This is a genomic window from Sunxiuqinia dokdonensis (assembly GCF_001270965.1).
In the GTDB taxonomy this organism is placed as follows: domain Bacteria; phylum Bacteroidota; class Bacteroidia; order Bacteroidales; family Prolixibacteraceae; genus Sunxiuqinia; species Sunxiuqinia dokdonensis.
This window is the reverse complement of record NZ_LGIA01000222.1, coordinates 22,091-28,253: the sequence shown is the minus strand read 5'-3', so window position 1 is coordinate 28,253 and position 6,163 is coordinate 22,091. Positions and strand designations below refer to the sequence as shown.

Genomic DNA, 6,163 nt, shown 5'->3' with positions numbered 1-6,163 from the left:
TTTTTGGACAGCCTCATTTTATTAGAAAAAGAACCATCTCTTCGGTTGAAAACCTGAAGCACCGCTATTCTGAAAATTGAGCAGCAAACAGGCGTTGCTGGCTTTTGTTACTTCGTCTTTTTTTGAACCAAACCAGAAACCCAGTGACCGGCAAGCTGGCGCAAATCAGGCTGACAAAGAAGGCGAGAATTTTTCCGGGAAGCCCCCAGATGCTCCCGGTGTGCAGGTCGTAATTCATCTCCGAAAGCTGGTCGGCAAACGAGGCTTCTTCGAAACGGTCTCCGTCTACCCTCAGGGGCTCCAGCGTGTAGCGATCGTAGAAGTACGTGTTGTGGTTGTAGAACTTCCCCTTGTCTTTGAAAAAAAGAATTTCGATAGATTCATCGGCTTCGGTCAAAGCGGGTGTCATGTATATGCGTTGTGGATTGGGCTCTTGCTCCAATGTCAGATAAAATGCCCGGTCAATAGCTGGAATGGAATCATTGACCAACACGCCAGCCATAGAAACATCGGAATGAGGGTGAGCATGTTCCGCATGGCTTTCACCACCGGATGTTAAGTAATAAACCGAGTTCTCGAACCATTGAAAGCTCCACACCAAACCGGTGATCGCCACAACCAACGCAAAGGTCAGCGCATAAAAGCCAAGGACATTGTGCAGGTCGTAGTTCAATTGTCGAAAACCATTTTTTGTTTTGATTGAAAAAGCCTTCTTTACATTGGATTTTTTCCATTTTCGGGGCCACCACAAAACCAATCCGGTGATTAATAAAGCCAAAAAGATCAGCGTGGCCACCCCCACAATTGATCTGCCAATGGGGTGTGGCAACCACAACGCCCGGTGCCCGTCCATGATGAAATGGAAAAAATCGAAGGAGTGCGGACCTACTGGCGTCTGTTTTTTTAGGAAGGCGCCGGTGTAGGGATTCATAAAAACAACACTAAAGGCCCGTTCACCGTCCACTGTATGCCAGAATCCTACGGCTGCCGCTCCTTCCTGATCTTCGTAGGTCAGTCCCGTAGGTGTTTGGCCGGGCATGTAAACCAAGGCCGTATCAATTAACTGGCTCGGCGGGACAAAATCCTTGTCTTGCGCTTCCACGAACCGCCAGGGTTCCAGCGCATCTTTTATTTCTTGCTCAAATACCGAGATACAGCCTGTAATGCTGACAATAAATACAATGATCCCTGAACTTAATCCAAGCCACAAATGCAGCCAGCTGTTCAGTTTTCGTAGTTTGCTTTTTAAGATGCTCATTTTCTATTCATTCAAGTTGAAACTGCCCGACACAGCGAATACCAGGTTGATCCTTTGCGATCAACCTGGTATTCCAATTTTCTTTAGCAAGTGTTATAGTTTGAAGAATCCGGCTACGAAGTTGGCTTCCACTTCAGCGCCTTTTGTTGCTGTGTAGTTTGAAGGGTCAATTTTGTAAACATAAATGCTCACGTCTTCTGGAACGCAGAGGTAAATGCTGGTTCCATCATACAGCGCCGATGCGGCCAGTTTTCGTCCAAGTCCGGCGTGCTCGGGTACATCTTCAATGTAGTTGATTGTTTTGTTTTGCAAGTCGAGTACGGCTGGTTTTAGCGGGCTATCCGACCAGGTGGCTTGCTCACTTCGATCTTGCATATTCATTTCAGCAAATACTTTCCCATTGCCCAAATAAACCAGGTGGGCGGTTGTTTTGCCGTCGGTTACGGCATCGAAATCGAACAGGTAATTTTCATCGAATTCGGTGTCGCCACTATTGATGCGCAGAATACCCGCATCGTTGGTGAACTGGCTGTACCCGTTGGCCGGATTGGAATGCGAAAGCGCATACACATTTCCCGATTCATCTTTTGTCAGGCCGGAGTTGGTTCCAAAACCGCCAATTGGGCCGGTGCGCGTGTCTTCAATCACTTTCACAAATTCCAATTCAGGATAGGAAAAAACGGCCACCTGGGCAACATCGGTGTGGTTGGTGGCATAAGTTGCCGGATCGCTGATGTAGAAACTCACAAAAACGTAGTTGCCGCTTTGTACCATGCCGGAGAACGAAGTCCCGGTCAAATCGGTAAGATTTGAAACGGCGGTGCTGTTGGAGCTGTTGATGGTTACTGTTTCCGGATCGATGATGTGCAAGGTCACCACATCGGATGTGGACGACATTTCAACTGACAGCAGCTTGTTGCCCTCGGTTTCAACCACGTCGTTCAGGCTATTGTCAAACGACGATACGCCGCCAATTTCCTGCAAATTTCCATTGGCATCTTTCTCCAAGCCAATGATGTTGTTGGTTCCCATGCCTCCGGTGCTGTATATTTTATCGCCAATCTGGTTGTAGGTGAAGTACCCGAGCTGGTCAAATCCTTGTCCCAGGGCGGAGAGTTTTCCGCTCATGACATCTTCAAACTGAACACTGTAGTAAGTAAAGTTACCATCGGTTCCCTGGTAGGCCAACGACAGCACGTAGGCATCATCGCCCGTGTATTCATCTACCGGATTATCATTGTCACCACAGGAGTTCAGGAGCAGACTGCCTCCGAAGAGTACTGCAAACAGGGCTATTAATTTGATGTTTTTGAATCGTTTCATTTTGTGTGAATTAGTTTGTAATTACGTGTTTTATATCGTGTATCTCAATTTAATACTGAAGGAGCGGCCGGGTTTCTGCAGGTAATATTTGTCGTACAAACGCGTATCAAAAATATTGCGGCATTCGGCTGACAGGTTGTATTTTCCGTTTTGAAAGCTGTAGCCCACTTCCATGTCGTGTGAAATTTGGCGCGGAATCACGTACTTGTCGTTTGTCGATCCCATTTCGGCCCAGGTTAAGAAATACTGTTCCACAAAATTGAAAAAGTAATTCAGGCTTAAGGATGAACCCGGCTGCTTCAATTCATGTAAAGTCAATCCTGCATTCGCGTTGCCAAAGAAATAGGGCTTGTTGGGCAATCGAAATCCGTGGTGAAAGTTCTTTTGCCAACCGGTGCCTGTGTACGATTCGTTGTAAATCAGCTCGGCCTGGTCGGTGATGTCCTGAAAAGTGACGTTGGCTCCCAAGTGAAACAGCTCTTTCCAGTTGTACTGAAAATTGCCTTCAACGCCCAGCACGCGGGTTTTATTCAAGTTGTCGTAATGGGTTTTTGGGCTCGAAACTGTCACAACCGTATAGATTAAATCGTCGGCTTCGCGATAAACAAAGCTGCTGCCTATGGCCAACCGGTGTTGCTGATTCAGATTAAGCCGATATTCTGTTCCGATGTTGAAATTGTCGCTTTGCTCAGGTCCCAGATCAGGATTGGCATCCACAAACAAACCATTGCCAAAAATTTCGAGCGGCATGGGCATGCGGGAAGTGTGCTCATACGAGGTTTTCAGCTGAAGTTGCGGCAGCACAAAATAGGTGGAGGCAAAACCATACCCCCAATTTTGCTGGCTGTTTTCAATAGCTTCTGTTCGCTGAGTCTCTAGCGCAAAATCAAATTCTTTTGAGGTTTTGGCTTTTAGGAAAAACAACTTTCCAAATAAAGTCATGCTCCACTTCGGATTTGGGTCGAATTTATAAGCCAGCCCAAGGACTTGCTTGGTCATTGACTTGGGAAACCGGTTATCGATGTTATCCGGGTTTTCGGTATCAAAGGCTTTCCGGTGAAAGTAATTGAATGCATAGTTGAATGCCAGCGAACTTCGGGTGCTGAGCGCATAGCCTGCATTCAGCTGGCTGGTAAACTCTTCTTCATTCAAAGTGGTGAAAGTTCTAAAAAACTCGCCATTGTTTGACACTTGTCCATCGCTGGTTTCCGAAATCGTTCTTTCTCCAAGCCAGTTGTAGCGTACGCCGCGGAGGGTGTCGATGACTTGTGATTCGCTGAAGTTCAGAGCGCTGTACAGGCTCACATCCAGTCCATCAGCCAACAGGTTCTTCTTGCTGTAGCGCAGGGTAGGAATCAGGGATTGACTGTTGCGCATAATGCCACCATAAACCGTATGCATGGTAGCGCCATGCTGAACTTCTTTGTCGTTGGCCGATGCCATGATTCCCAACAGCAGGTTGTCGGCGTATTTTTTATTGATGTATCCTGTTTCAAGTTTGATGGTTCCCGAGCGGTACCGGTCATGAAACCGCTCCACTTCGGCCGTATCAACAATGGTATTGTTTTCAACGATTTCGGCCAGCACGTCATAATTGTTGTCCGAATAATTATAGAAGAAATTTCCCCGAACCGTAAAACCGGTTTCCGGATTGGTGTAAGCGCCATTAAGCGAAGCCCGGTGCGTATTAAACGAGCCGATGGAATAAGACGCATCCAGGTAGTCGTTTTTCCGGTTGGTGATAATATTGACCGCACCACCCAGCGCATCAGTGCCCAACCAAACCGGGACCACTCCTTTGTACACATCTACCTGTTCAATCATATTCACCGGAAGATCACCCAGCCCCAGCGAAGAACCAAAATTGTCCATCGGGATGCCGTCCATGAAAAATTTCACCTGATCGCCTGAAAAGCCATTCAGCGTAAAGTCGATGTTCGAACCCAGCCCCCCGTCTTCTTGTATGCGGACTCCCGAAATTCGGTTCATCACAGCTTTGGCATCGGCGGTGCTGTTGAACATGTCCTTTGCAGAAACCGATGAAACTTGGTAGGCTTGCTCAATGACGCGGCGGGTGGCTGATTTTCCGCTCACCACAACATCGTTAATCGAATAGGTTTTTTCCTGTAAAACGATGTTCAGCTTGATCTGTTCATGCAAACTTACTTGCACATTTTTCTGAAAGGATTCAAAACCCATGCAGCTGGCTTGCAACTCGTAGTTTCCTTCGGGAATGTGGTCAAGCCGAAAATTTCCTTCAATGTCGGTGATGGTTCCCAGGTTCAAATCACCCAACACGAGGCTGACACCTGGCAGCGATTCGCCCGTGCTGGAGCTTACGTTTCCACTGATTTGCGCCGTGCTTGTTTGTCCTGAAGCCAGCATGGTGCTGCGAACCAGGATCAAAAAAATGATCACAATTGCTGAATAAGTGGTATGTTTAATCAAGGTGTATAATTTAAATTTACGTGTGCAGGCTGTCATGCTGCCCTGCTAAATATTTCGAAAGCAAAAGTAACAGGAGCGGGAAGGAGCTGCAATCCCTAATTATTGGTATTGTTGGGGAGGCTGAAAAGGTGGTTTCAAACTGGCTCTCCTGCAGTAGGTATGTTAAAAAGCCGAGTCGCTTTAAGTCGGAGACTGAACGCGATGGCTAGCCTTCAACTGAAGTATTCATGAAGTTCATCCCCATTTTTAAGGAGAAGACAGGCTGGTGTTTTTAGGAGTTTGATCGTTGCCCGATTTTTTCCTCCAGGTTTCTGATGGCTGTCAGTACGGTTGCCATTTCTGATCGGGCCTCCGGAAATTCCCGGCTGGTATAGGCGTAAAACTGCCAAATTTCCATCACATCATTGGCTTCTACAGTGTACGGCGCATAGGCGGTATTCAGCGATTTCAACAAAATCGTGCCATCTGCATGCACGGTTGTCATTTTGAAAACAAAATCCTGTTGTCCTTTCAGAATGATAATGCAGGGCGTATCGGCCTTGATGCTTGTCCAGTCGGCCACATACTGGGCAATGATATCACTGTTTTCCGGAACAGGCAACATCGAATCTCCGGTTGATGGAAAGATGCGGAACGTTCCCTGAGCCGGCAGGTTGGGAAGTGAAAATTTGGGAAGAGAAGCGATAAACTCCGGATCGTTGCAGCCGGCCATGTACCCTGCCTTGGCTTTTACCGGAACATACTCCACGTTTTCATTGTTCGACCGATCTACCGAAATAGCCAGCACCCGGAGGTTCCCTCCGCGGATATATACATCGTTTCCGGCTTCCAGCTCCCGAAGCTTTATTTCACCCAATTTTGAAAGCTCAATCTTTAGCAGGGTGTCAATGCTGATTTTGAAAAATTCTGAAAAATTCAGGTAATCTGCCGGTTGCGGCGACTTGGTGTTACCAGCCTCAATGGCTGCCAATTTAGCACGGGTTAATCCCAACTTGGCAGCAAGGGCTTCCTGGCTCATTTTACGCCGTTCCCGCAGGAATTTGATGTTTCCGGCGAAGAAAATTTTTTGTGCTTTCTGATTCATTTGTTATATTTAAAAACAATAAATTGTTATTAATAATAACAAATCTAAGA

General features: G+C 46.9%; 4 protein-coding genes. All 4 read right to left on the bottom strand.

Features of this window, described 5'->3' with window-relative positions:
• Nucleotides 1–64: 64 nt before the first annotated feature.
• On the bottom strand, nucleotides 65–1,258 hold the full coding sequence (locus tag NC99_RS21125; protein ID WP_053188883.1) for a PepSY-associated TM helix domain-containing protein: 1,194 nt from the start codon (nucleotides 1,256–1,258) through the stop codon (nucleotides 65–67).
• A gap of 93 nt (nucleotides 1,259–1,351) precedes the next feature.
• On the bottom strand, nucleotides 1,352–2,581 hold the full coding sequence (locus tag NC99_RS21120) for a DUF4374 domain-containing protein (RefSeq protein WP_053188880.1): 1,230 nt from the start codon (nucleotides 2,579–2,581) through the stop codon (nucleotides 1,352–1,354).
• A gap of 30 nt (nucleotides 2,582–2,611) precedes the next feature.
• Nucleotides 2,612–5,029 (bottom strand): TonB-dependent receptor, encoded by a 2,418-nt coding sequence (locus NC99_RS21115; RefSeq protein ID WP_204375085.1) that lies wholly within the window; start codon nucleotides 5,027–5,029, stop codon nucleotides 2,612–2,614.
• 271 nt (nucleotides 5,030–5,300) lie between these two features.
• Nucleotides 5,301–6,113: an XRE family transcriptional regulator gene (locus tag NC99_RS21110; protein ID WP_053188877.1), complete on the bottom strand. Its 813-nt coding sequence runs from the start codon at nucleotides 6,111–6,113 to the stop codon at nucleotides 5,301–5,303.
• Between the last annotated feature and the right edge of the window lie 50 nt (nucleotides 6,114–6,163).